General features: G+C 67.5%; 22 protein-coding genes and 1 tRNA gene. 16 read left to right on the forward strand and 7 right to left on the reverse strand.

Going from position 1 to position 22,601, the window contains the following annotated elements:
* Window positions 1-120: 120 nt before the first annotated feature.
* Window positions 121-204: transfer RNA gene (locus KUV62_RS13000), tRNA-Tyr, on the reverse strand.
* A gap of 130 nt (window positions 205-334) precedes the next feature.
* Here KUV62_RS13000 and rlmB point away from each other — a divergent pair.
* From rlmB to KUV62_RS13050, 10 genes are all read left to right on the forward strand, one after another.
* A complete protein-coding gene (gene rlmB, locus KUV62_RS13005; RefSeq protein WP_222604135.1) occupies window positions 335-1,123 on the forward strand; it encodes a 23S rRNA (guanosine(2251)-2'-O)-methyltransferase RlmB in 789 nt (262 codons plus the stop codon).
* A 42-nt stretch (window positions 1,124-1,165) separates the two neighbouring features.
* Window positions 1,166-1,465 carry a hypothetical protein gene (locus KUV62_RS13010; RefSeq protein WP_222604136.1) on the forward strand — a complete coding sequence of 100 codons (300 nt, stop codon included), beginning with the start codon at window positions 1,166-1,168 and terminating at the stop codon, window positions 1,463-1,465.
* 284 nt (window positions 1,466-1,749) lie between these two features.
* Window positions 1,750-2,874, forward strand: a complete 1,125-nt coding sequence (gene ribB / locus KUV62_RS13015; RefSeq protein ID WP_222604137.1) for a 3,4-dihydroxy-2-butanone-4-phosphate synthase — start codon at window positions 1,750-1,752, stop codon at window positions 2,872-2,874.
* Window positions 2,874-3,425, forward strand: coding sequence for a 6,7-dimethyl-8-ribityllumazine synthase (locus KUV62_RS13020; RefSeq protein WP_222604138.1), 552 nt, complete (start codon window positions 2,874-2,876; stop codon window positions 3,423-3,425). The genes ribB and KUV62_RS13020 overlap by 1 nt, the downstream gene beginning before the upstream one ends.
* The gene (gene nusB, locus KUV62_RS13025; protein WP_222604139.1) at window positions 3,422-3,913 is read left to right on the forward strand and encodes a transcription antitermination factor NusB; all 492 of its coding nucleotides are present in this window, start codon (window positions 3,422-3,424) and stop codon (window positions 3,911-3,913) included. The genes KUV62_RS13020 and nusB overlap by 4 nt, the downstream gene beginning before the upstream one ends.
* Before the next feature lie 213 nt (window positions 3,914-4,126).
* Window positions 4,127-4,321, forward strand: a complete 195-nt coding sequence (locus KUV62_RS13030; protein WP_261395619.1) for a hypothetical protein — start codon at window positions 4,127-4,129, stop codon at window positions 4,319-4,321.
* A 112-nt stretch (window positions 4,322-4,433) separates the two neighbouring features.
* A complete protein-coding gene (parE, locus tag KUV62_RS13035; protein ID WP_222604141.1) occupies window positions 4,434-6,392 on the forward strand; it encodes a DNA topoisomerase IV subunit B in 1,959 nt (652 codons plus the stop codon).
* Between the two features lie 525 nt (window positions 6,393-6,917).
* The gene (locus KUV62_RS13040) at window positions 6,918-7,571 is read left to right on the forward strand and encodes an adenosylcobinamide amidohydrolase (protein WP_222604142.1); all 654 of its coding nucleotides are present in this window, start codon (window positions 6,918-6,920) and stop codon (window positions 7,569-7,571) included.
* Between the two features lie 118 nt (window positions 7,572-7,689).
* On the forward strand, window positions 7,690-8,394 hold the full coding sequence (locus KUV62_RS13045) for a DUF1194 domain-containing protein (RefSeq protein WP_222604143.1): 705 nt from the start codon (window positions 7,690-7,692) through the stop codon (window positions 8,392-8,394).
* Window positions 8,395-8,448: 54 nt separating this feature from the next.
* Window positions 8,449-9,132, forward strand: a complete 684-nt coding sequence (locus KUV62_RS13050; RefSeq protein WP_222604144.1) for a hypothetical protein — start codon at window positions 8,449-8,451, stop codon at window positions 9,130-9,132.
* Between the two features lie 10 nt (window positions 9,133-9,142).
* On the opposite strand, the gene KUV62_RS13055 is transcribed toward KUV62_RS13050, so the two are convergent.
* The 3 genes from KUV62_RS13055 to KUV62_RS13065 form a co-directional block, all read right to left on the reverse strand.
* Window positions 9,143-9,565, reverse strand: a complete 423-nt coding sequence (locus tag KUV62_RS13055; RefSeq protein WP_222604145.1) for a L,D-transpeptidase — start codon at window positions 9,563-9,565, stop codon at window positions 9,143-9,145.
* 14 nt (window positions 9,566-9,579) lie between these two features.
* Window positions 9,580-9,987: a c-type cytochrome gene (locus KUV62_RS13060; RefSeq protein WP_222604146.1), complete on the reverse strand. Its 408-nt coding sequence runs from the start codon at window positions 9,985-9,987 to the stop codon at window positions 9,580-9,582.
* Window positions 9,988-10,071: 84 nt separating this feature from the next.
* Window positions 10,072-11,568, reverse strand: a complete 1,497-nt coding sequence (locus tag KUV62_RS13065; protein ID WP_222604147.1) for a bromoperoxidase — start codon at window positions 11,566-11,568, stop codon at window positions 10,072-10,074.
* Window positions 11,569-11,843: 275 nt separating this feature from the next.
* Here KUV62_RS13065 and KUV62_RS13070 point away from each other — a divergent pair, with 275 nt between their 5' ends.
* On the forward strand, window positions 11,844-13,907 hold the full coding sequence (locus KUV62_RS13070; RefSeq protein WP_222604148.1) for a S8 family serine peptidase: 2,064 nt from the start codon (window positions 11,844-11,846) through the stop codon (window positions 13,905-13,907).
* Between the two features lie 99 nt (window positions 13,908-14,006).
* Here KUV62_RS13070 and KUV62_RS13075 read toward each other — a convergent pair whose 3' ends face one another.
* Window positions 14,007-14,840 carry a phosphatase PAP2 family protein gene (locus KUV62_RS13075; RefSeq protein ID WP_222604149.1) on the reverse strand — a complete coding sequence of 278 codons (834 nt, stop codon included), beginning with the start codon at window positions 14,838-14,840 and terminating at the stop codon, window positions 14,007-14,009.
* Window positions 14,841-15,290: 450 nt separating this feature from the next.
* Between KUV62_RS13075 and KUV62_RS13080 the strand changes: the two genes are divergently transcribed.
* Window positions 15,291-16,892, forward strand: a complete 1,602-nt coding sequence (locus tag KUV62_RS13080) for a transcriptional regulator (RefSeq protein ID WP_222604150.1) — start codon at window positions 15,291-15,293, stop codon at window positions 16,890-16,892.
* Between the two features lie 12 nt (window positions 16,893-16,904).
* On the opposite strand, the gene KUV62_RS13085 is transcribed toward KUV62_RS13080, so the two are convergent.
* The gene (locus KUV62_RS13085) at window positions 16,905-17,393 is read right to left on the reverse strand and encodes a MarR family winged helix-turn-helix transcriptional regulator (protein WP_222604151.1); all 489 of its coding nucleotides are present in this window, start codon (window positions 17,391-17,393) and stop codon (window positions 16,905-16,907) included.
* Between the two features lie 279 nt (window positions 17,394-17,672).
* On the opposite strand from KUV62_RS13085, the gene ectA reads away from it, so the two are divergent.
* From ectA to KUV62_RS13105, 4 genes are read left to right on the forward strand one after another with little or no spacing between them, the layout of a single operon-like run.
* A complete protein-coding gene (gene ectA, locus KUV62_RS13090) occupies window positions 17,673-18,209 on the forward strand; it encodes a diaminobutyrate acetyltransferase (RefSeq protein ID WP_222604152.1) in 537 nt (178 codons plus the stop codon).
* Between the two features lie 52 nt (window positions 18,210-18,261).
* A complete protein-coding gene (gene ectB, locus KUV62_RS13095; RefSeq protein WP_222604153.1) occupies window positions 18,262-19,536 on the forward strand; it encodes a diaminobutyrate--2-oxoglutarate transaminase in 1,275 nt (424 codons plus the stop codon).
* A 5-nt stretch (window positions 19,537-19,541) separates the two neighbouring features.
* Window positions 19,542-19,934 (forward strand): ectoine synthase, encoded by a 393-nt coding sequence (locus KUV62_RS13100; RefSeq protein ID WP_222604154.1) that lies wholly within the window; start codon window positions 19,542-19,544, stop codon window positions 19,932-19,934.
* A gap of 3 nt (window positions 19,935-19,937) precedes the next feature.
* Window positions 19,938-21,368, forward strand: coding sequence for an aspartate kinase (locus KUV62_RS13105; protein ID WP_222604155.1), 1,431 nt, complete (start codon window positions 19,938-19,940; stop codon window positions 21,366-21,368).
* A gap of 270 nt (window positions 21,369-21,638) precedes the next feature.
* On the opposite strand, the gene KUV62_RS13110 is transcribed toward KUV62_RS13105, so the two are convergent.
* Window positions 21,639-22,583: a hydrogen peroxide-inducible genes activator gene (locus KUV62_RS13110; protein WP_222604156.1), complete on the reverse strand. Its 945-nt coding sequence runs from the start codon at window positions 22,581-22,583 to the stop codon at window positions 21,639-21,641.
* Window positions 22,584-22,601: the final 18 nt, after the last annotated feature.

A 22,601-nucleotide genomic window follows, 5' to 3' on the forward strand; every position in this document is an offset into this window, starting at 1 on the left:
GCAGGCTGCGCGCCCGAAGCGTCTCGGCCAAGCGCGCAGAACGCGACCGCACCAGCCGGCCAAAAGCGCGCCGATCGCTGAAAAAATAGTAAGTCTCGGGAGGTTTTCTGGAGGAGAAAGTGGTGGGCGACCTAGGAATCGAACCTAGCGTGCGTCTCCGCGAGGGAGTTACAGTCCCCTGCCACACCTTGCGGCCTGTCGCCCACTTTCTCACCGGCGCCGCCGGCGTGTGGCGCTGACTACAAAAGGCGCAAACCGGCGTCAACAGGAAAATCCCTTGCGGCGGAGACAAGGGAAAGGCAAGGGAACGGGACCGCAGGAAGAGAGGCGCGAGATGGTCAAGAAACCGAAATGGGTGGTCGAGAAGGAACAGGCGAAAAAGGCCCGCGCCGCCGAGACGGTGTGGCTCTTCGGCCTGCACGCGGTGCGCGATGCGCTGCTCAATCCCCGGCGCGAAAAGCTGCGGCTGATCCTCACTCCCAATGCCGAGGCCAAGCTCGCCGACGCGGTGGCCGAGGCCGGCGTCACGCCCGAGATCCACGACCCGCGCAAGTTCGGCGCGCCGCTCGATCCGCAATCGGTGCACCAGGGCGCTGCGCTTGAGGTCAAGCCGCTCGACTGGGGCCGACTGGCCGATGTCGCCCTGCGCGACGATGACCGCCCGCCGCGTCTGGTGCTGCTCGACCGAGTGAGCGATCCGCATAACGTGGGCGCCATCCTGCGCTCGGCGGAAGTGTTCGGCGCGCAGGCGGTGATCGGCGTGCAGCACCATTCCGCCCCCGAAACCGGCGCGCTGGCCAAGACCGCCTCGGGCGCGCTCGAGCGCCAGCCCTACCTGCGCGAGCGCAACCTTGCCGACAGCATCCGCGCCCTGCAGGAGATGGGCTACCTGGTGCTGGGGCTCGACGGCGAGGCCGAAGTCAGCATCGAGCAGGCGCTCGAAGGCATGCGCGACCGCCCGGTGGCGCTGGTGCTCGGCGCCGAGGGGCCGGGGCTGCGGGAGAAGACCAAGACCACGGTCGACAGGCTGGTGCGCATCGATTTCGCCGGCGGCTTCGGCTCGCTCAACGTCTCCAACGCCGCCGCCGTGGCGCTCTACGCCGCCCGCCCCGGCCTGACATGACCTGACCTTGCCGGGCGCGCCTGCCGCGCCCATATCGAGCCGATGCCCAGCACCAAGATCGCCACCTGCAGCTATTGCGGCACCCGCGCCGCGCTCGTCCTCGCGCCCGGCCGGCACGAGCTCGCCTGCGGCTCCTGCGGCGCGCCGTTGCACGAGCTCAAGCAGCTGCGCCCCGAGGCCGTCGACCGCGACGCGCCGCGCCACCGCCCGACCTCCTCCGAGACCGAGGCGAAGAAACGCGCCAAGGCCCTGCGCAAGGCCCCGAAGAAACGCCGGAAGAAGAGCCTCGGAAAGAAGGCGGCCAAGGGCCTCTTCGACCTGCTCGACGACATCTTCGACTGACCTGCACCGCCCCCCGCGCCTCCCCGGCATCTTCTCTGGTTGAAAAATACCTCGGGGTGAATGCCGCCCCGGGCGGCAGAGGGGCAGCGCCCCTCTGCCGCCTCAACTCGCGCCGCCCCCAAAGCGCCTCCCACGCATCTTCTCTGGTTCCACAAATACCTCGGGGTGAATGCCGCCCCGCGGGCGGCAGAGGGGCAGCGCCCCTTCCTATCTCTCCGCAAAACTGCCCTAGCCATTTTGCCCCGCATCTCTTATCTGGCAGGGACCAGACAGAAGGTGACGAGATGGCGGATTTCGAAAGCCCCGGCCCGGTCGAATCGGACTGGAAGGATGCAATCTCCCCGATCGAGGAGATCATCGAAGATGCGCGCAACGGGCGCATGTTCATCCTGGTCGACCACGAGGATCGCGAGAACGAGGGCGATCTGGTGATCCCGGCGCAATGGGCCACCCCCGACGCGATCAACTTCATGGCCACCCACGGGCGCGGCCTGATCTGCCTGTCGATGTCCGCCGAGCGCTGTGACCAGCTCGGGCTCGAACTGATGTCGACCAACAATTCCTCGCGCCACGAGACCGCCTTTACGATCTCGATCGAGGCGCGCGAGGGCGTCACCACGGGCATCTCCGCCGCCGACCGCGCCCGCACCATCGCCGTGGCGATCGACGCCTCCAAGGGCGCCGCCGACATTGCGACCCCGGGCCATGTCTTCCCGCTGCGCGCCAGGTCGGGCGGCGTGCTGGTGCGCGCCGGCCATACCGAGGCGGCGGTCGACGTGTCGCGCCTTGCCGGGCTCAATTCCGCCGGGGTGATCTGCGAGATCATGAACGAGGACGGCTCGATGTCGCGCCTGCCCGAGTTGGTCTCCTTCGCGCAGAAGCACGGGCTCAAGATCGGCACGATCTCCGACCTGATCGCCTATCGCCGCCGCCACGACAATCTGGTGCGCGTCGAGCGCTCGCAGACCGTCACCTCCGAGTTCGGCGGCGAGTGGGACATGCGGATCTACTCCGACACCACCCATGGCGATGAGCACATCGTGCTCTCCAAAGGCGACCTCACCACCGACGAGCCGGTGCTCGTGCGGATGCACGCGCTCGACCCGATGCTCGACATCGCCGGCACCGGCCATGCCGGCCGCGCCAACGAGTTCCGCGACGCCATGACCACCGTGGCCGAGGAAGGCCGCGGCGTGGTCGTGCTGCTGCGCGACACCGCGATGAAGCTCGATCCCGAGGAAGGCAGCTCGCCCAAGACGCTGCGCCAGTACGGGCTCGGCGCGCAGATCCTGTCGTCGCTCGGCCTGTCGAAGCTGGTGCTGTTGACCAATTCGCCGACCCCCAAGGTAGTGGGGCTCGATGCCTACGGGCTCGAGATCGTCGGCACCCGCAAGATCGGAGACGCCTGATGGCCTCGAACGAAGAGCATTACACCCTGCCGCGTCCGGAATTCGACAAGCCGGTCAAGATCCTCATCGTGGTGGCGCCCTATTACAAGCAGATCGCCGAGCAGCTGGTCGCCGGCGCCACCGCCGAGATCGAGGCGGCGGGCGGCTTTCACGAGGTGATCGAGGTGCCGGGCGCACTCGAGGTGCCCTCGGCCATCGGCATCGCCGAGCGCATGTCGAACTTCGACGGCTACGTGGCGCTCGGCTGCGTGATCCGCGGCGAGACCACCCATTACGACACCGTCTGCAACGACAGCTCGCGCGGGCTGACGCTGCTGGGGCTTCAGGGCCTGTGCATCGGCAACGGAATCCTCACGGTCGAGAACTACGATCAGGCCTGGGCCCGGGCCGAGGCGGCGGGCCAGAACAAGGGCGGCGGCGCCGCCGCTGCGGCCTTGCATCTGATCGCGCTGGCCCGTAGGTGGGGCGGCGCCCGCAAGGGGGTGGGATTCGTCCCGTCCCGCGACGAGTATCAGATCGCGGGCGCCTCACGAGGAAACGACAGCGCATGACCACCCCGGACACCCCCCCGGCCCTCTCGGGCAATCAGAAGCGGCGGATGAAATCCGCCTCGCGGCTCTACGCGGTGCAGGCCCTGTACCAGATGGAAGCGGGGGACGTGACCGTCGAGAAGGTGCAGCGCGAATTCGTCGATTACCGCTTCGGCGCCGAGATCGAGGAAGGCGTCGAGATGCTCGAGGGCGACGTGACGCTGTTCGGCAAGATCACCTCGTCGGCGGTCAACTGGCAGGCCAGGATCGACCAGATGACCGACCGCGCGCTGGTCGCCAAGTGGCCGATCGCCCGTATCGACCCGACCCTGCGGGCGCTGTTCCGCGCCGCCGGCGCCGAGCTCGTCGACAGCGACACCCCGCCCAAGGTGGTGATCTCGGAATATGTCGAGGTGGCCGCCGCGTTCTTCCCCGAGGGCCGCGAGCCGCGCTTCGTCAACGCCGTGCTCGATCACATGGCCCGCGAGGCACGCCCCGAGGCGTTCTGAGCCCCGGGCGGTGACGCCTGCCCCTGCCCCATGACCCCGCCGCGCGGCCGCTCCGCCGCGCGCAGCCGCTTGCGCGATTTTCGCGCAGCTCCCTGTCATACCTCTGTTACACTTCCGGGTATGCGCATCCTCGCCCTGATTCCCGTCCTGCTCCCGGCCCCTGCCCTCGCAGCCTCGCCGATTGCCGAGGTGCTCTGCGAACCGGCACCCCAGATGACCGAACGCCTCGCAAAGCGCTACGGCGCCACGCTTTCGTCGACCGGGCTGCGCAATCCCGAGGAGGTGGTCGAGCTCTGGACCGATGCGCAGGGCGACTGGACCATGGTCATCGCCTACGCCTCCGGCACCTCCTGCATCGTCGCCATGGGCGAGCACTGGGCGCAGCTCGCGCCACAAGATCCGGCGTAATCCACAGGCTTTCCCCCATGATCGTGGGGGCCGACGCCGCGCGGACCCTTTTCGCGGCTGTTCCGCTCTGCCATAATCCCTGCCAATCAACGATCAGAACGAGCAGCGCACCATGGCCGACGATCTTCTCGCCGCAACCGATACCCCCGAATACGACGCCTCCTCCATCGAGGTCCTCGAGGGGCTCGAGCCGGTCCGCAAGCGGCCGGGCATGTATATCGGCGGCACAGACGAGCGGGCGCTGCATCACATGGTGGCCGAGGTGCTCGACAACTCGATGGACGAGGCCGTTGCCGGCCACGCCAACCGCATCGAGGTCGAACTGCACGCCGACTACGCCATCACCATCCGCGACAACGGCCGCGGCATCCCGATCGATCCGCACCCCAAGTTCCCGGGCAAGTCGGCGCTCGAGGTGATCCTCTGCACCCTGCACGCGGGCGGCAAGTTTTCCGGCGACGCCTACGAGACCTCGGGCGGCCTGCACGGGGTCGGCGCCTCGGTGGTCAACGCGCTGTCGGATTCGATGGTCGTGCAGGTGGCGCGCAACAAGGAGCTGTTCGAGCAGCGCTTCTCGCGCGGCATCCCGCTAGGCGGGGTGGAGAAGGTCGGCGCGGCGCCGAACCGGCGCGGCACCACGGTGACCTTCCATGCCGACGAGGAGATCTTCGGCCATCACCGCTTCAAGCCGGCGCGGCTGTTCAAGATGGTGCGCTCCAAGGCCTACCTGTTCTCGGGCGTCGAGATCCGCTGGAAATCCGCCATCGACGACAACGAAACCCCGACCGAGGCCACCTTCCACTTCCCCGGCGGCCTTGCCGATTACCTGACCGAGACGCTGGGCGCCTCCTCGACCTATTCCGAGAAGCCGTTCTCGGGCACCGTCGACTTCAAGGAGAAGTTCAGCACGCCCGGCAAAGTCGAATGGGCGATCAACTGGACGCCCTCGCGCGACGGCTTCATCCAGTCCTACTGTAACACCGTCCCCACCCCCGAGGGCGGCACCCACGAGGCCGGCTTCTGGTCGGCGATCCTCAAGGGCATCCGCGCCTATGGCGAGCTGGTCAACAACCGCAAGGCCAGCCAGATCACCCGCGACGACCTGCTCACCGGCGGCTGCGCGCTGGTGTCGTGCTTCATCCGCGAGCCGGAATTCGTCGGCCAGACCAAGGACCGCCTTGCCACCACCGAGGCGCAGCGCCTCGTCGAGGGCGCGGTGCGCGACCATTTCGACAACTGGCTCGCCGCCGACACCAAGTCCGCCGGGGCGATCCTCGATTTCCTCGTGCTGCGCGCCGAGGAGCGCCTGCGCCGCCGTCAGGAGAAGGAGACCGCGCGCAAGTCGGCCACCAAGAAACTGCGCCTGCCGGGCAAGCTCACCGACTGCACCGCCAAGAACCGCGAGGGCACCGAGCTGTTCATCGTCGAGGGCGACTCGGCCGGCGGCTCGGCCAAGGGCGCGCGCTTCCGCGAGACCCAGGCGCTGCTGCCGCTCAAGGGCAAGATCCTCAACGTGCTGGGCGCGGCCTCGAACAAGCTCAGCTCCAACGCCGAGATCCGTGATCTCTGCGAGGCGCTCGGCGTCGGGCTCGGGACCAAGTTCAACATCGACGATCTGCGCTACGACAAGATCATCATCATGACCGACGCCGATGTCGACGGCGCCCATATCGCGGCGCTGTTGATGACCTTCTTCTACACCCAGATGCGGCCGTTGATCGACCAGGGCCACCTCTACATGGCCTGCCCGCCGCTCTACCGGCTGACCCAGGGCGCGCGGCGGATCTATGTCGCCGACGATGCCGAGAAGGAGGAGATGCTGAAGAAGGGCCTTGGCGGCAAGGGCAAGATCGACGTGCAGCGATTCAAGGGTCTGGGCGAGATGGATGCCAAGGACCTGAAAGAGACCACGATGGATCCGGCGACGCGCAAGCTGATCCGCGTGACCATCGACGAGGACGAGCCCGGCGAGACCGGCGATCTGGTCGAGCGCCTGATGGGCAAGAAGCCGGAGCTGCGCTTCCAGTACATCCAGGAAAACGCCCGGTTCGTTGAAGAGCTGGATGTGTGAGCGGGCCTGACTGCCCGGCCAGTTTCCCCGCGAACCGCCTGGGCGCCGCCGCGCATCGCCGGACCGCGGGGCGGCGCCCAGGCGTGGATCCTCTCGATTTATCCCGGCCAAGTCCGAAAGACCTCGACACGCGGCACCAAGACTTACCAAATCGCCGGCCCGTGCGGGCGGTCCGGCGATGCGCGGCGGCCTGCGGCCTTGATTCCGCGCAGGGGCGATGATCGATCGACCGTGATGGAGATGACCTGTTTTGCTAGTGCGAAAGCCAGTGAACCGCCTTCGACGCCGCCGCGCCATCGCCGGCCCGCGGGATGGCGATGCAACCTCCGATCCTCTCGATTTATCCCGGCCACGTCCGAAAGACCTCGACACGCGGCATCAGGCCTCACCAAATCGCCAGCCCGGGGGGCGGGCCGGCGATGGCGCGGCGGCCTTCGGCCTTGATTCCGCGCAGGCGTGAGGATCGAGGCTTGCACCCGCGGGCTCGACAGGTTTCAAAAAGGCCTGAAACCACTCGGGCCGCCCATGCTCACCCTCTCCCCGCCCTGGCTGACCTTCGATCTCTGCCAGCCACACCAGGTCCTCAGCTTCGCGCCACATAATGGCGGGCTGGTCGAGGCGCGCCGCATCCTGTGGCGCGAGGTGCGCAATGCCGACCTGTCGGAGGATCTCGACGCCATCGCCTGGCTCGAAGCCCAGCTCGAGGACCGCAGGGCCACCGACGCCGTCTGTTTCCTGACCTCGCGCAAGCTCGAGGCCCACCGCACCGCCGAGGCCACCGAAGGCGGCGTCACCGCCACCGCCGTGGTCACCGCCGGCCTGTCGAATGCCGAGCGCATCGGCAGCCGCCTGCCGCAGACCTGGCTGCAACCGGCGAAGGACTGGGGCACCATCAACATCGCGCTGCGCCTCTCGTGCCCGCTCGGCCAGACCGCCCTCATCGAGGCGCTGAGCCTCGTGGCCGAGGCCCGCACCGCCGCCGTGCTCGACGCGGGCACGCTGCTGCCCACCGGGCCCGCCACCGGGACCGGCACCGACTGCATCGCCGTGGCCGCCCCCGCGGGCTCCGCCGCCTTCGCCGGCAAGCACACCGCCGCAGGCCACGCGCTTGGCCGCGCCGTCTATGATGCGACCCTCGCCGCGGTGCAGGACTGGCAGCGCGACGCGGCAGGCTGGTGAGCCGCGCGGCACTGCGCAAGCGACTCGCTCACATCTGCGTCAGGCGCCGCAGGCAACGCTTCGCGAAACTGCCCGCGCGAGGCTAGCCTCACCCCATCGCCACGATGGAGCCACGCCCATGCGCCGCCTCGCCCTCGCCCTCTCGCTGCTCGCCGCCCCGGCGCTCGCACAGGACACCGATCTCGAGCTGGTGCTGCTGGCCGACAGCTCCGGCTCGATCTCGCCCGATGAGTTGATGTTCCAGCGCGAGGGCTACGCGCAGGCGATGACCGACCCGGCGGTGCTCGCCGCCATCGCCAACACCGCCTATGGCGAGATCGCGGTGACCTACATGGAGTGGGCCGCGCATCAGGGGCAGGTGGTGAAATGGATGCGCATCCGCGATGCCGAGGACGCACAGGAGTTCGCCGACCAGCTCCTGACCACCCCGCGCATGGCATTCGGGCGCAACGCCATCGGCTCGGCGCTGCTCGAGGCGGCGCGGCAGATCGAGGCCAATGACATCGACGGCTGGCGCAAGGTGATCGACTTCTCCGGCGACAGCGCCGGAAACTGGTCCGGCCCGCCCATCGAGCAGGCCCGCGACGCGGTGCTCGCGAAGGGCATCACCATCAACGCCCTGCCGATCCTGCGCCCTGACGATCCGGGCCGCGCGCAGGGCGGGCTCGAGGCGATCTACGAGCAGCGCATCATTGGCGGGCTCGGCGCCTTCGTGGTCACCGCCGAGGACCGCACCAGCTTTGCCGAAGCGGTGAAGCGCAAGCTGATCCTCGAGATCTCCTCCTCCGGCATGGTCGAAAAGCGCCACGCCGCCGCCGAGTGAGCCCCTTGTGAAACGGCGCTTGCGCCCGCCCCCAGCCTCTGCCCCTATCGGCCCATGCGTATCCTGGTTTTCTCCCTGTGCCTCCTGATCGCCGCCTGCGGCCGTCCCCTGACCGAGAACGAGGTCTCGTTCCTGACCGCCATGCAGGGGCCCGGCTTCGACGGCGAGCGCATCCGCTTCCATGACGGGCTCTGGGCCGGGCAGATCACCTACCAGCGCCCGATCCGCCCGCGGCTGACTTGCATGGAGCGCATGTGGCCGCCCTCGCGCGGCGAGACCGTCACCGTTTCGCCCGGCGCGATGACCCTGTTCCGCCACGTGTTCTACCGCGAGGATCTCTACCGCGAGGATTTCGTGCCCGATTATCCCGAGCGCATCGACCTGGCCGACGCGATGCTGCTGGCGCATGAGGCCACCCATGTCTGGCAGTGGGAGAACCGCGCCCGCACCGGCTATTCGCCGCTGAAGGCCGCGCGCGAGCATCGCGTCTCCGAGGATCCCTACCTGTTCGATCCCGAGAACAGCGCCCGGTTCCTCGATCACGGCTTCGAGCAGCAGGGCGCCATCGTCGAGGAATATGTCTGCTGCCACGTGCTCGACCCGGACGCGCCGCGCACCGCGCGGCTGCGCGAGATGATTTCGGCCGAGATGCCGGTCGCCGGGCTCGAGGCGGTGCTGGACGATCCCGAGGTGCTGGTGCCGTGGCGCGGCATCCAGCCCGAGGGCATCTGCCGCTGAGCGACGCCGCTCAGGGAGTGATGACGATCCGCGTCTGCTCGAAGCCGGTCTCCTGCACGGCGTCGAACAGCAGCCGGGCGTTGCCCGGTTCGAGCCGCACGCAGCCCGCGGAGGCCGGGGTACCCAGCCGGTCGACCGCCGTCGTGCCGTGGATCGCGTAATTGCCGCTGAAGAAGATCGACCACGGCATCGGCGCGTTGTCGTAGAGGGTCGAATAATGCATCCGCTCGAGCCGGTAGGGCGTGAAGGTGCCAAGCGGGGTGCACTTGCCGGCCCGCGCGGTGGAGACCGGCCAGACATGCGTGGCGAGGCCACCCTCGACCACCGTCATCTCCTGCTCGGAGAGATCGATCTCGATCCGCAATTCCTGCGCGCCCGCCGGGACGGCGAGCATCGCGAGCGCCAGAACGAGCAGCCCGGCCAAGGCGCGCATCTCGGTCCTCCCCATCAGTCCGGCTTCTGGATCTCGCGCAGGTAGGTCACCAGATCGACCACCGGCCCCGAGGTCAGCACCGGCTGCCCGGCGGGCGTCTTGATCGGGACGTCGAACACGCCCTCGAAGAAATCGCCATAGACCGGCATCGGAGAGCCGTGACTGACCAGAGGATCGCGGCCGTCGATGCGCTTGACGATGCGCTCGAGCGGGAAGGCCCCGCCATTGGCCGCCGAGAGCTCGGTCAGGTTGACCGGCTTGATCAGCAGCACCCCGGCCATCGGACCGTCGCCCCGCCCTTCCAGCCCGTGGCAGGTGGCGCAATGGGTGTGATAGAGCCCGCGGCCGATATCGGCATCCTGCGCCGCAGCCGCCGCGCCGAGCGCGGCAAGCGCCAGAGTTGTGATGATGATGCGTCGCATGAGACTCTCCCCTTGCTATGCCGGGCAGTCTCTCACCCCGCAGGAGGCCACGCCTTGATACGGGTCAAGCCGCCCGGCCGATGCTCAGACCACCGCGAGGTGGCTGGCGTTGCGGCTGGCCTCCATCGGCCAGGGCGCGAGACGGCCGTCGAGCCGGAAGGTGGCGTGACCCGAGCCGCCATGCGCATGCACCGCGAGGTCGACGAGGCGGCCGTCGAAATTGGTGAAGCCCATCGACAGCCCCTGCCCCTGCGCCTCGAAGCGGCTACGTAGGACCTGACAGGCGATCGCTTCGCCGAGCCGCAGATCGTTGAAATTCTCGGCCTGGTAGGCGCTGCCGGTCACCGAGCGCGCCAGCGCCACGTCGCCCGCAAGCCGGTCGGCCTCGGCACCGATATCGATGCCGCTGCCCGAGCTTCCGACCATGCGCAGCCGGGCGTGGCGGCGGCTGTCGAACACCGCCTTGAGCAGCGTCGAGAGCGCGCCGGCCACCACCACCTTGGCGACATGATCGGCCCGGTGTGGCGGCAGGTCGGCCCGCAGGGAGGGAAGGTGAAGATCGCTGCGGCCGCGAGCCGTCCGGCCCTGCGCCCGGTTCATCCGGTCGACCCAGTGCAGGAGCTGCGGCGTCTTGCCCGCGAGTTCCTCGGCGCAGGCGGCGATGTCGCCGTCCGATCCGCAGGGCTGGTCCTCGCTGGCCAACAGCGCCGTGATCCGCGCCGCGGTCACGCCGGGCCGGCTCAGCCGGTCGGCCCGGCCCTGCATCCGCATCGCCGCGGTGAAGGCCCGCTCGGCGCAATCGGCCATCATCGACAGCAGCGTCTGGGCCGAAACCCGCGCCGAGGGGGCGATGCCCTCGAGACCGGGATCGAGGGGTGCCTGCCGCGCCAGCAGGCGCAGCGCGGCGTTGAAATAGATCCGGCAAGGATGGCTGCCGTGCAGCCGCTCGGCCAGCGCGCGCGGGGTGATCAGCGCCTCGGGCTGCGGATCGCCCGGCGCCGGCGCGGCCAGCGATGCACCCGAGCAGCGCTCGATGTAATCGAGCCAGCGCGACATCGGGGCATCGGCCTCGGGCGCGCTGCAGGGCTCGGTCTCGGACGGGCTGCGGTGATCGGTGGCGTGCAGGGTCGACAGGCGGATCGTCGGACCGCGATGCGCCACGACGCCGCGAAACAGGCTGCGAAGGGTCAGCTGACCATCGCCATTCAACCGCAGGGTGCGGCGATGGTCAGCGTCCCCGCAGACGGCCCGGGAGCAAAGGACCGTCTCCACAGGCCCGGGAACGGGGAGGGCCTGATCGTTAAACCAGCTCAGCGAGCGCAGCTCGCAAAGCAACTCGTGAAGCGTGAACCGGGTGCTCGCGTCGATCCAGATCTCGCAATGGGGATCCTGCATCAGCGCGAACGGCAGATCACGAACAAGCGCCATCGCGTAGAGCTCAGCCAGTTCCGCCGCGAGCTCGGCCGGCCCCATGCGCGGCGCCGTCGGGAGCTGGAGCTGCACATTGGCCGCCGCGCCGGGACGAAGGCCGCCATCGATGATGCGCAGGCCGTTCGGTTGATGTTCGTTCCCGTTGCTCATGGCGGTGTTCCCTGTCTCTGACGGCCTTTCTGCGGGCCGTCTTGGATGACGTGACGTAGGGACAATGTGACCGGCACGCGTGAATGCAGCGTGATTGTTCCGCGATTTCCGCGTGAGTCTCGCGGGAATTCCCTAACGAACGCAAAGACGCACATCCGATCAGCGCGTGAATATTGCGCAAAACCCCCGCCCCGCCCTGCCCGCTCGCTTGACGCATTGGCGGGGCTCGGCTTTGCTACCCTTATAGTTTTAAAGTCTTTCGCGAGGATCCGTTCATGACGCTCACGTGGCACGCCCCCGAAATCTCCGCGTTTCACGATCCCTACGTGGATTTTTCCTGGATGATGCGGCAGCGCCGTGAGCCGCCGGTCGGCAGCGATGTCTTCGAGCCGCTCTTCGTGCGCCTGCGCGACGGCGACGGCGCAGACTCGGCGCTGCGGCAGCGCGAGCGGCTGAAGGCGCTGGTCGAGGATGCCGAGTCGCCGCTGCTGATGGAGCCCTTCGAGCTGAGAGGGCTGCGCCGACGCTGTCACACGCCCGACCCCGATGCCGGCCTGCCCGACGAATACCCGATCTACCGCGCCCTCGGCACGCCCGGCGATGCCTATGACGATCTCTTCGAGGTGCTCGACGACGGCACGCCGGTGGCGCTCGACCCGAGCGCTGCCAGCTACGCCGCCGCGGCGGAGGAGCTTGTGGCGGCGAGCGATGCGGACGATACCGCGCGCAAGGGCCAGCCGATCGTCGCGGTGATCGACGACGGCATCGGCTTCCTCAACGCCCGGTTCTGCAAGGCGCGGCATGCCCGGGACGCCGGCCACCTGCGCACGCGCTTCGAGGCGATCTGGCTTCAAGCGCTGGAGCGGGCCGGCAAGCGCGATCACAGCGCCTGTCTCGGAGAGGTGCTCGAGCGCCGGCAGATCGATGCGCTGCTGGCGCGCGAAGGGCTGAACGAGACCGGCGAATACACCGCGATCAACGCCCGCCTGGCGCGGGCCGATGCGCGCCGCTCGACCGATTTCGGCACCAGCCACGGCACCCATGTGCTCGATCTTGCCGCCGGCTGCGAGCCCGACGACGCGGCCGATCCCGCCCGCGACTGGCCGCTGCTCGGCGTCCAGCTTCCGCCGCAGGCCATCGCCGACACCTCCGGCACCAAGTTCGAGAGCTATCTCGTCGACGCGGTGCGCTGGGTGCTGCGCCGGGCCGAGGTCATGGATCCGCAGGCCCCGGTGATCATCAACCTGTCGCTGGGCATGCTGGCCGGGCCCAAGGACGGCACGCGCTTCGCCGAGTACCAGGTCGCCCGCGAGGCGCGGTTCTGGGAGCAGGTCAAGGGGCAGCCGGTGCGCGTGGTCTGGTCCTTCGGCAACGATTACCGCAAGCGGCTGGTGGCCGGCCTCTCCTACCCCGCCACCAAGGCCCGTAGCGCCACCGACAGCGGCATCGACTGGCGCGTCCAGCCCGGCGACCGCACCGAGAGCTATATCGAGCTGCGCGCCGAACCGGGACAGCCGCTTGCGGCGCTCGAGGTCGGACTGACGACCCCCGACGGGCTCGCCTCCGGTCTCTGCGCGATGCAGCCCGGCGAGATCCGCAACCTGACCAAGGGCGATCAGGTGGTGGCGCGCATCTACCACGTGCCAGAGCACCGGCTCGACCCGGAGACCGTGCAACCCGCCTTCTACCTGCTGGCCCTCGGCCCCACCGCCTCCTGCGATCTCGAGCCGCTGGTGCCGTCGGGCGCCTGGCGCCTCGACCTGCGCTACCACGGCAACGCGGCGCTGACGCTCGAGCTGCAGGTGCAGCGCGACGACAGCCTCGTGGGCTATCGCGCCGGCGCCCGGCAGAGCTATTTCGAGAGCCCCGAGGGCTATGGCTGGAACGCGGAATTCTACGATTACACCCAGCTCACCCCGGACAGCGCGCTCAAGTATGCCGGTAGCCACAATGCGCTGGCGACGGCGCTGACTCGGCAGGTGTTCCATGTTGGCGCGGTGCGCCGCGACCTGCAGCAAGACCGGCTGCCGCCGTCGGATTACTGCGGCGAAGGCGCGTCGTGGTCGGTGCCCGGCCCGACGGTCTCGACCATCGCCGACCGCAGCTTCCTGCGCGGCGGGGTCAAGGGCTGCGGCACGCTGAGCGGCAGCACGCGGTTCCTCAATGGCACCAGCGCCGCCGCCGGTCGGCTGAGCCGCGCGCTGGCGCTCTCGGCGCCGCAGCTTGTCGCCAACGCGACGACGCCGCATCTGAGCGATTTCAATACCGCACGGGTCACCCTGACGCCGGTCGCCGAGGCCGACCGGGCGCGGCTCGGCAGCCACGTGGTAACCACCTGAGCCGGCGGCCCGCGGCGCAAAGAAATGGGCCGGGGCCATCGGGCCCCGACCACTCACCAAACACAGGCCGCAACCGCGGCCCCACTGGTTAAACACGCGTCATCCTCCGATCAGGGCCTTCTGCCACATCTTGCGCAGCCAATCGGGCACCACCGACGGATCGATCTTGATCGTCGTCTCGCGGATCACGCCCGAGTCCTTGCCGATCTCCTCCGACATCACCGCAAGGTTGAAATCGCCCGCGTAGGCGCTGCCGTCGAAGCTGCGGGCGGTGGTCTCCTCGCGCCCGTCGAGCAGGTTGACCAACGCTTCGGCCATGCTCACCCCGAGCACCGCGCCGGCCATGCTGTCGGTCGGGTAATGCACCCCCGCGACGGTCCGGTTGATGGCGATGCGCTCGGCCTGCCGGTAGAACGGCGTCTGCTTGGCGATCAGGTCACGCGGCACGAGCGGCTCGGACTCGTTGTAGCACAGCCGGCTGAGCAGCGTGGCGGCGGCGAAGCTCTCGGTGGCGTGGCCGCTCGGCCAGGCCCCGTGGCCCGGTGTCTGGATGATCGGCTGCACCTGATAGGCCAGCGTGATCGGGCGCGGCACGTCGAAGCCGAGCTTCACCGGCATCTCGATATGGGTGCAGAGCCGAAACACCGCCTGGGTCAGCGCCAGCTGCCACTTGGTGGCGGCGGACGACATGTAGCTGACACTGGCGAAAAACGACTGGATGTTGCTGGTCTCGACACGGATCTCTGACAGCCGGTCGTAGCGCAGATCCGCCGCGGCGCGCAGGTAGCCGAGCTGCTTTTTCTCGAGCACATCGATGGTCGGGCGCGTCAGCGACACCAGTGTCTCGCCCTGGAAACTCACCTCGCCGGTCGTGTTGGCCTTTTCGCTGCTTCCGAACTGCACGCCGTAGAGGCTCTGGATCGCCTGATCCATCACCGCCCGTCGCGGCGCCGTGCCAAGCGCCTTGATCGCATCCCAGGTATCGCGGCCCTCGACCCGGGAAACGCGGCTCGGCAGCCCATTCCAATACCCGACGGTGCCGTCGCGCGCGCTTCCCAGGGCCGCACTCAGGGCCGACGAGCCCGCACCCCCTTCGTGGCCCTCATGCCCTTCGTGTCCCTCGTGGCCTTCGTGACCCTCATGTCCTTCGTGGCCTTCATGGCCCTCGTGCCCATAAACCGGCATTCCCAGTGTCCCCCCGAGAAAAACAAATCAGAATTCGCGCTCAAAACGATTTTTCTCAGGGTGACAGAAATACCGGCCATGCGTCAAAGCCTTGTGCCTGTGGCGCGAGCGATTCACGGACAATTCACGCCCGTTGCCGGATTAGTGAGGCGGTGCTACGCTCACGGGCAATCTTTGTTTCGATGGCTGGATGGCCCGATGCGCGACACTGCAACCCAGATACGGATTTCGGTGCTCGGCCCTCTTCGCGTGGAGGCCGCGGATGGCAGCTGCCTGACCCCGAAAGGCGCCAAGAACCAGGCACTTCTGGCCCTGCTGGCGCTGTCGCCCGAGATGTCGCGCACGCGCCGCTGGCTCGAAGACAAGCTGTGGAGCCAGTTCGGCCCGGAGCAGGCCAGCGCCAATCTCCGGCAGGCGCTCAGCAAGCTGCGCAGCGCTCTCGGGCCGCATGCGGGCATCCTCGTCGCCGACCGCAGCACCGTCGCGCTCGCCCAAACCGGCATCGCGGTCGACCTGCGCGATGAAGGGCTGCCCTTCGACCAGCGCAGCGAGCTGCTTGAGGGGCTCGACGCGCGCGATCCCGAGTTCGAGGAATGGCTGCGCATGGAACGCGCCGACCTGCAGGCGCGGCTGTCTCAGGCCGAGCCGAAGCTGGCCAAGGGGGTGCTGATCCATTGCCGCTCGGCGGCGCCGGCCGAGGATGGCGCCAACATCATGGCCGACATCCTCGCCAACCAGATCGGCGAGAACATCGCCGAGCAGATCCGCGCCTGGCGGCAGGCCAACGATCCCGACCACCCGGCCGAACTGCCGATGAGCGACATCTCCCTCACCTGCGACATCCTCAAGACCAGCGACGGCCATACCCTCTTCGTCAAGGGGCTGCACGTGCCGAGCGGACGCATCCTCTATTCCAAGATGCAGGCGGTCAGCCAGCTCGAGGCGATCCTGCGCAGCGACGAGATCGTCGCCAAGCTGGTCTTCGAGGCGGCGGACTGCATCATCGGGAAGCTGCCGCAGGTGCTCGACACCAACCGCCCCGAGAGCCGCGCCACGGCGCTGTCGCGTCTCAGCATGTATCGCATGTTCAGCTTCGAGCGCGACGCGCTGCGCGAGGCGCATTCGCTGCTCAAGCAGGCCTATGAGCTCGACCCAAACGGCATCTACCTCGCCTGGAGCAGCATGGTGCGGATGATCCAGCTCCTCGAACTCCTCGAAGAAGACCGCGATGCGCTGCGCGAGGAGGCCATCGCGCTGAACTATCGCGCGATGGAGGCTTCGGAGGACAACGCGCTGGTCCACGCGCTGATCTCGAAGGTCCGCGGCACCGCGCAGCGCGACGCGGCCGGCGCCTTCGAGCTGGCCGACACCGCGGTCAACCGCAACCCGGCCTCGGCCTTCGCGTGGAAATCCCTGGCCGAGGCCAACATGCTGAAGGGCGACGTTGCCTCGGCCTTCGACGCCTCGGCCCGGGCCCGCGCCATCGCGCGCAGCTCGCCGTTCAAACAATGGTGGGACATGGGGCACTGCATCATCGCCATCGCCTGCAATCGCCCGCAGGAAGCCATCGAGGCCGGCGAAGCGGCGGCCCGCGCCGCGCCCCTGTCGCGCCCGGCGCATCGGCACCTGTTGGCGCTCTACGCGCTCGATGGCCAGCTCGACAAGGCGCAGGCCACGGCAGTGAAGCTCGGCAAGATCGAGCCGGGCTTCTCTATCGATCAGATCATCAACGATGAGAACTACCCGGTGCGCACCCTGCGCAACAAGGGTCTGCTCGAACCGATCCGCGCCCTGCTCTGAGGGCGCGTGGGCTCAGTTGGCGCGCTTGTCGTGATCGAGCGCACCGACGGTCAGCACCGGCGAGGCGTCGATGTCGCGGGCATCCAGCATGGCGGCGACGCGCTCGAGCGATGACAAGAGCTGCGCCTGCTCCCAATCCTCGAGCCGCTCGAACTCGCGCACGAAGCGCTGTTGCAGGGCGTCGGGCGCGCGGTCGAGCGTCGCCTCACCCTTCTCGCTCAGCACGACGTTGATCTGACGCCGGTCCATACTGGACTGGGCACGCTTGACCATGCCGTCCTTCACCAGCTTGTCGACCAGCCCGGTGATGGTGGCCTGGCTCACGCCCATCTGGGTCGCCAGCGCCTTGGGTGTGGTGGTGCCGCCCTTCATCTGCACGATCTGCATCACGCGCAGCTTCGCCGGCGTGACCCCGGCGGCGCTCGCCAGGTCGCGTTCGTAAAGCTCGGTGGCTCTCAGAATTCGCCGCAGGGCAATCAAGCTGTCATCCGTTCGATCCATCGGACCCACGCCTCGCAGATTTGGGGGCAGAATTGAGGAATGGCCCTTTGTTGCATGAAACAGGAGGATACTTCAATCGGCTAAGCATCTCCCGCGAAATCTTCAGGCTCCTAAGGATAATGCTTCGCGATCAGCTTTCAACACCCATGCGCAAAGCACTGTATTTTATTGGTTTTACATAATATAGGAAGTTTTCCCCGAAAAAATGCTTAGGCGGTTGAAACTTTCCGACGAGTCTCTTAGTTTACCTTTCAAAGCAACCGAGAGGGACCTGACCCGATGCCGAAAGACAGCTTCACGTCCAAGCAGGACAACCTCCTGCTCCGCAAGCCCGAGGCCACCGATGGCGCCGCCATCTGGGAGCTCGTGCGCGCGTGCAAGCCGCTCGACGAGAACTCGATGTACTGCAACCTCGTTCAAGCGGAGCACTTCCGTGACACCTGCGTTGTGGCCGAGCTCGACGGCGATGTCGTCGGCTGGATCTCGGGTCACATGATCCCCAACAAGGACGCCTATTTCGTCTGGCAGGTCGCCGTGAGCCCGAAGGCGCGCGGTCTGGGCCTTGGCCGCAAGATGCTGACACACCTCGTCGAGCGCGAGGAATGCAGCAATGCGGTCGCCCTCAAGACCACCATCACCGAAGACAATGACGCGTCCTGGGGCCTGTTCCGCAGCTTCGCCCGCTCCATCGGCGGCGAGCTGATCGACGAGCCCCACTACGAAAAAGACGTTCACTTCGACGGTCGTCACGACACCGAGCACATGGTGACGATCACCCTGCCGGAGATGGATACCGAGCTGGCTGCCGCCGCCTGATCCGTCCGACCGTCGATCTTCCCTGATTTCAGAAGTCCCGAAAGGACATCTCATGACACGCGATATCTACACGCGCCGCGAAAGCGAAGCGCGCTCCTACTGCCGTAGTTTTCCGACGAGCTTCGTGAAGGCCAGCGGCTCGATCCTCACCGACGCCGAAGGGCGCGAGTATATCGACTTTCTCGCCGGCTGCTCGTCGCTCAACTACGGACACAACGATCCCGACATGAAGGCCGCGCTGATCGAGCACATCTCGAACGACGGCGTGACCCACGGTCTCGACATGCACACCGACCAGAAGGAAGCCTTCCTGACCGCCTTCGAGGAGATCATCCTCGCCCCACGCGGTATGGACCACAAGGTGATGATGGTCGGCCCGACCGGCACCAACGCCGTCGAGGCGGCGATGAAGCTCGCGCGCAAGACCACCGGCCGCCACAACATCGTGGCCTTCACCAACGGCTTCCACGGCATGACCATGGGCGCCCTCGCCGCGACCGGCAATTCCGGCAAGCGCGACGGTGGATCGATGCCGCTGCAGGGCGTCACCCACATGCCCTATGACGGCGCCTTCGGCGACGGCGTGGACACGCTGAAACAGATCGAGTGGATGCTCGACAACCCGTCCTCGGGCCTCGACGCCCCCGCCGCCTTCCTCGTGGAGCCGGTTCAGGGCGAAGGCGGTCTGAATGCTGCCTCCAAGGAATGGATGCAGGGCATCGCCAAGCTCGCCAAGAAGCACGGCGCGCTGCTCATTGCCGACGACATCCAGGCCGGCATCGGCCGCACCGGCACGTTCTTCTCCTTTGAAGACTTCGGCATCGAGCCGGATCTCATCCCGCTGGCGAAATCGCTTTCGGGCATGGGCCTGCCCTTCGCCGCCCTGCTGGTGAAGCCGGAGCTCGACGTCTGGAAGCCTGCCGAGCACAACGGCACCTTCCGCGGCAACACCCACGCCTTCGTCACCGCCCGCGTGGCGCTGGAGAAGTTTTGGAAGGACGACGCCTTCCAGCAGGAGATCCAGAAGAAGGCGCGGATCGTCGAGATCGGCCTGACCTCGATCGCCGACATGATCGATGGCGCCCGCCTCAAGGGCCGCGGCCTGATGCGCGGCGTCGACGTGGGCAACGGTGATCTCGCCGGCGACATCTGTGCCGAAGCCTTCAAACGCGGCCTCATCATCGAGACCTCGGGCGCGCATGACGAGGTGGTCAAGGTGCTCGCACCGCTGACCACCACGGAAGAGCAGTTCGCGAAAGGGTTCGAGATCCTGCGCGACGTCACCCGTGCCGCCCTCACCGAAACAAGCAAGATTGCAGCGGAGTAACCGACATGATCGTTCGTGACTTCAACGACCTGAAAAACACCGACAAGCACGTGGCCGACGCCAAGTGGACCTCCACCCGGATGCTGCTGGCGCAGGACGGCATGGGCTTCTCGTTCCACATCACTATTCTCGAAGCCGGCTCGGAGCACACGTTCCACTACAAGCACCACTTCGAGAGCGTCTATTGCATGAAGGGCAAGGGCTCGATCACCGACATCGCCACCGGCGAGACGCACGAGATTAAGCCCGGTGTGATGTATGCGCTGAACCTGCACGACAAGCATATCCTGCGCGCCGAAGAAGAGCTTCACATGGCCTGCTGCTTCAACCCGCCGGTCACCGGCAACGAAGTGCACCGTGAAGACGGCTCCTACGCGCCGGCCGAGGAGGTGGCGTAAGCCATGGCCCATCATACGGTTGAAAAGATTGGCGGGACATCCATGTCCCGCCTCGACGAACTGCGCGACACGCTGCTGATCGGCGGTCGCGAAGGTGCCGAGCTTTATGGCCGTATCTTCGTGGTCTCCGCCTTCGGCGGCATCACCAACTTGCTGCTCGAGCACAAGAAGACCGGCGAGCCGGGCGTCTACGGGCAGTTCGCCGAGAGCGACAACACCCACGGCTGGCACGACGCGCTGAACCGCGTTGCCAACGCGATGATCGAGGCGCACAGCTCGATCCTCGAGCACCCGGCCGACATCCAGCAGGCGACCGATTTCGTGCGCACCCGCATCGACGGCGCGCGCAACTGCCTGATCGATCTCGCCCGCGTCTGCTCCTACGGCCACTTCCGCCTGTCCGAACACATGCTGCAGACCCGCGAGCTGCTTTCCGGTCTCGGCGAGGCGCACTCGGCCTATGTCACGGTGCTGATGCTGCAGCGCGCCGGCGTCGATGCCCGGCTGGTGGATCTCAGCGGCTGGCGCGGCGATGGCGACGTCGATCTCGAGCAACGCATCCTCGGCGCCCTAGATGGCGTCGACCCAATGACCGAGATGCCGATCGTCACCGGCTATGCCCAGTGCAAGGAAGGCCTGATGCGCGAGTTCGACCGCGGCTATTCCGAGGTCACCTTCTCGCATCTCGCCGCCCTCACGGGGGCGCGCGAGGCGATCATCCACAAGGAGTTTCACCTCTCCTCGGCGGATCCCAACCTCGTCGGCCAAGACGCCGTGCGCAAGCTCGGCCGCACCAATTACGACGTGGCCGATCAGCTGTCGAACATGGGCATGGAGGCGATCCATCCGAAAGCCGCCAAGACCCTGCGCCAGGCCGATGTGCCGTTGCGCGTGACCAACGCCTTCGAGCCGAAGGATCCTGGCACGCTGATCGACGATCAACCGGCGGAGAGCTCGGCGGTAGAGATCGTCACCGGCCTCGACATCATCGCGCTGGAGCTGTTCGAACAGGACATGGTCGGCGTGAAGGGCTACGACGCATCGATCCTCGACGTGCTGACGCGGCACGACGTGCGCATCGTGTCGAAGGTGTCGAACGCCAACACCATCACCCACTACGTGGATGCCTCGCTGAAATCGATGCGCCGCGTGGAGAAGGATCTCGAGAAGCTCTACCCTTCCGCAAGGATCTCGTCGCGCACCCTGTCGATGGCCTCGGTCATCGGCCGCGATCTCAGCGGGCTGTCCTGCCTGCAACGCGGCCTCGTGGCGATCGCCGAGGAGGGGCTCGAGGCCATCGGCGCGAGCCAGGGCCCGCGCAACGTGGACGTGCAGTTCATCATGGAGCGCGACATCCTGAAGCCGGTGATCAAGGCCCTGCACAAGACCTTCATTGAGGCGCAGGACAAGCCGGAAATGCGCAAAGCCGCCTGAGACGCGGCATCGTAAGGCAGACTGACCGCCCCGCTCCGCGTGGGGCGGTTTTCTTTTGCCCGGCCCGCTTCGCCTTTCTCCGGGACCTCCGCGAACGGCACCGGACGGCCTGCCTCCGGCGGGAGTATTTTTGACGAAGAGAAGCCAGGGGCGCTGTGCTGCCGTCTTCTCCGGTTTCAAAATACCTCGGGGGTGAATTGGCGCGCAGCGCCAAGAGGGGGCAGCGCCCCCTTTCCCTTCGCATTGAGGCGCCACTCGCGCCCGGCGCCTTCAGCCCGCGTCACCTGCCGCAGCGCTCGCGGGTAACTGCGCCGCGGTCTCGGTCGCCTCGCAGCCGACGCTGCGGACGATCTCGGAGATCCGCGACAACTGCTCCCCCAGCGGCGTCGACTTGCGCCAGGCCATGCCGATGGTCCGCACCGGCGCTGGCTGCGGCAACCGCGCCAGCGAAACCTGCGCCGAGCGGGTCTCGATCGGCAGCGCCATCTCCGGGATCAGCGTGATGCCGATCCCAGCGCCCACCATCTGCACCAGCGTCGAGAGCGAGCTGCCCTCCATCAGGTCGCGCGTGACCGAGGGCGAGAGCTTGCAATAGGACAGCGCCTGATCGCGGAAGCAGTGCCCCTCCTCGAGCAACAGCAAGCGCATCTCGTGCAGGATGCTCGGATCCGGCACCGGCTTGTTGGCCTCCGCGGGCCCGCGCACCAGCACGAACTCCTCGTCGAACAGCGCCACCTCCTCGAGCCCCGGCTCCGAGATCGGCAGCGCCACGATGGCGGTGTCGAGCTTGGCCTCGTGCAGATCCTGGATCAGCGTCTTCGTCACAGCCTCCCGCGGGCGCAGGTCGAGCCCGGGATATTCCTGCGCCAGCGTGGTGATCACCTTGGGCAGCAGGTACGGCGCCACCGTCGGGATCACGCCGATCCGCAGCCGGCCCACCAACGGCCCCTGCGCGGCGCGCGCCAGATCGGCAAGGTCATCGACCGAGCGCAGGATCTCGCCGGTGCGGGCGGCGAATTCCTCTCCCAGCGAGGTCAGCCGGATCTGCCGGGCGCCCCGCTCGACCAGGGGCGCCCCGATCAGATCCTCGAGCTCGCGGATCTGCATCGACAGCGCCGGCTGGCTGATCGCGCAGATCTCGGCCGCGCGTCCGAAATGGCCGAGCCGCGCCAGCGCATCGAAGTAGCGCAGGTGTTTCATCGAGATATTTGCCATAAGCCCCTCTTATCGGAT

The organism is Salipiger bermudensis (assembly GCF_019801965.1).
In the GTDB taxonomy this organism is placed as follows: Bacteria; Pseudomonadota; Alphaproteobacteria; order Rhodobacterales; family Rhodobacteraceae; genus Salipiger; species Salipiger bermudensis_A.

Excerpts from the sequence above, each read along its gene's own strand:
- rlmB (WP_222604135.1), top strand. The coding sequence starts at position 335 with ATGGTCAAGAAACCGAAATGGGTGGTCGAGAAGGAACAGGCGAAAAAG.
- KUV62_RS13010 (WP_222604136.1), top strand. The coding sequence starts at position 1,166 with ATGCCCAGCACCAAGATCGCCACCTGCAGCTATTGCGGCACCCGCGCC.
- ribB (WP_222604137.1), top strand. The coding sequence starts at position 1,750 with ATGGCGGATTTCGAAAGCCCCGGCCCGGTCGAATCGGACTGGAAGGAT.
- KUV62_RS13020 (WP_222604138.1), top strand. The coding sequence starts at position 2,874 with ATGGCCTCGAACGAAGAGCATTACACCCTGCCGCGTCCGGAATTCGAC.
- nusB (WP_222604139.1), top strand. The coding sequence starts at position 3,422 with ATGACCACCCCGGACACCCCCCCGGCCCTCTCGGGCAATCAGAAGCGG.
- KUV62_RS13030 (WP_261395619.1), top strand. The coding sequence starts at position 4,127 with ATGACCGAACGCCTCGCAAAGCGCTACGGCGCCACGCTTTCGTCGACC.
- parE (WP_222604141.1), top strand. The coding sequence starts at position 4,434 with ATGGCCGACGATCTTCTCGCCGCAACCGATACCCCCGAATACGACGCC.
- KUV62_RS13040 (WP_222604142.1), top strand. The coding sequence starts at position 6,918 with ATGCTCACCCTCTCCCCGCCCTGGCTGACCTTCGATCTCTGCCAGCCA.
- KUV62_RS13045 (WP_222604143.1), top strand. The coding sequence starts at position 7,690 with ATGCGCCGCCTCGCCCTCGCCCTCTCGCTGCTCGCCGCCCCGGCGCTC.
- KUV62_RS13050 (WP_222604144.1), top strand. The coding sequence starts at position 8,449 with ATGCGTATCCTGGTTTTCTCCCTGTGCCTCCTGATCGCCGCCTGCGGC.
- KUV62_RS13055 (WP_222604145.1), bottom strand. The coding sequence starts at position 9,565 with ATGCGCGCCTTGGCCGGGCTGCTCGTTCTGGCGCTCGCGATGCTCGCC.
- KUV62_RS13060 (WP_222604146.1), bottom strand. The coding sequence starts at position 9,987 with ATGCGACGCATCATCATCACAACTCTGGCGCTTGCCGCGCTCGGCGCG.
- KUV62_RS13065 (WP_222604147.1), bottom strand. The coding sequence starts at position 11,568 with ATGAGCAACGGGAACGAACATCAACCGAACGGCCTGCGCATCATCGAT.
- KUV62_RS13070 (WP_222604148.1), top strand. The coding sequence starts at position 11,844 with ATGACGCTCACGTGGCACGCCCCCGAAATCTCCGCGTTTCACGATCCC.
- KUV62_RS13075 (WP_222604149.1), bottom strand. The coding sequence starts at position 14,840 with ATGGATCAGGCGATCCAGAGCCTCTACGGCGTGCAGTTCGGAAGCAGC.
- KUV62_RS13080 (WP_222604150.1), top strand. The coding sequence starts at position 15,291 with ATGCGCGACACTGCAACCCAGATACGGATTTCGGTGCTCGGCCCTCTT.
- KUV62_RS13085 (WP_222604151.1), bottom strand. The coding sequence starts at position 17,393 with ATGGATCGAACGGATGACAGCTTGATTGCCCTGCGGCGAATTCTGAGA.
- ectA (WP_222604152.1), top strand. The coding sequence starts at position 17,673 with ATGCCGAAAGACAGCTTCACGTCCAAGCAGGACAACCTCCTGCTCCGC.
- ectB (WP_222604153.1), top strand. The coding sequence starts at position 18,262 with ATGACACGCGATATCTACACGCGCCGCGAAAGCGAAGCGCGCTCCTAC.
- KUV62_RS13100 (WP_222604154.1), top strand. The coding sequence starts at position 19,542 with ATGATCGTTCGTGACTTCAACGACCTGAAAAACACCGACAAGCACGTG.
- KUV62_RS13105 (WP_222604155.1), top strand. The coding sequence starts at position 19,938 with ATGGCCCATCATACGGTTGAAAAGATTGGCGGGACATCCATGTCCCGC.
- KUV62_RS13110 (WP_222604156.1), bottom strand. The coding sequence starts at position 22,583 with ATGGCAAATATCTCGATGAAACACCTGCGCTACTTCGATGCGCTGGCG.